This window comes from Marinobacter bryozoorum, from assembly GCF_023156245.1.
In the GTDB taxonomy this organism is placed as follows: Bacteria; Pseudomonadota; Gammaproteobacteria; order Pseudomonadales; family Oleiphilaceae; genus Marinobacter; species Marinobacter bryozoorum.
On sequence record NZ_JAKZAH010000107.1, the window covers coordinates 1 to 1,171 of the forward strand.

1 protein-coding gene is annotated in these 1,171 nt (G+C 53.2%); it reads left to right on the forward strand.

Features of this window, described 5'->3' with window-relative positions; translation table 11 throughout:
• Positions 1–81 precede the first annotated feature (81 nt).
• On the forward strand, positions 82–1,170 hold the full coding sequence (locus MLC59_RS19735) for an IS630 family transposase (RefSeq protein WP_248237304.1): 1,089 nt from the start codon (positions 82–84) through the stop codon (positions 1,168–1,170).
• Position 1,171 lies beyond the last annotated feature (1 nt).

The following is a 1,171-nucleotide window of genomic DNA, read 5'->3' on the forward strand; positions in this document are numbered from 1 at the left end:
CTAGTGTCCTTTAACAAAAGTTCGTCGAATAAATTTTAGTTTAAGGTTATAATTGCAGAAAGCATTGACGGAGCTACTGCAATGGGCCGACCCGTTGTTCCTTTGATCATTACAAATGAAGAACGCGATGAGCTTCAGTCGTGGGTTCGGCGGCGACAGATGCCGGCAGCCGAGCAGCAACGCGCACGAATGATCCTGTTGAGCACTGAGGGCTTGCCCGGACGAGTGATTGCCGAGCGAGTGGGTGTAACGGCAGAGACCGTCAGTAAGTGGCGTAAGCGGTTCGAGCAGTTTCGTGTGGCGGGACTGACAGACGCCCCGAGAAGTGGCCGGCCACGCAGTATTGATGACGACAAGGTAACAGACGTTATCAACAAAACGCTTCAATCCAAGCCCAAGGATGCGACCCACTGGTCTACCACGCTGATGGCCAGGGAAACCGGGCTCAATGCCATGGCCATCAGCCGGATCTGGCGGGCGTTTGGGTTAAAGCCTCATCGTCTGGAGACTTTTAAGCTCTCGACTGACCCCCATTTTGTGGCCAAGGTTCACGACATTGTCGGGTTGTATATGAACCCGCCTGACCGGGCGATGGTCCTGTGTGTGGACGAGAAAAGCCAGATACAGGCGCTGAACCGCACTCAGCCGGCGCTTCCGTTGTCGTTTGGTTACTCCGAAACGCGAACGCACGATTATGTTCGCCATGGCACTACCACTCTGTTTGCAGCCCTGGACGTTGCCACTGGCGAGGTCATCGGACGCCTGCACAGGCGACACCGTGCTAAAGAGTTCCTGGCGTTTTTAAATGAGATTGACCGGGAGGTCCCGGAAGATCTGGATGTTCACCTGGTCATGGACAACTACGGGACTCACAAGACAGAAAAGGTACGAGCCTGGTTCGCCGCAAGGCCCCGCTATCACGTTCATTTCACGCCAACATCAGCATCGTGGGTCAACTTGGTGGAACGATTTTTTGGCCTGATCTCGGAACGTTGGATCAAGCGCAACTCGCACCGCAGCACTCGCGAACTGGAGGCCTCCATCAAAGACTATCTGGCACGATACAACGACGATCCCAAACCTTTTGTATGGCGCAAAACAGCGGATCAAATCATTGAATCCATTGCGCGATTATCCGACAAACTTAATAACAAGACGAACTTTTGTTAAA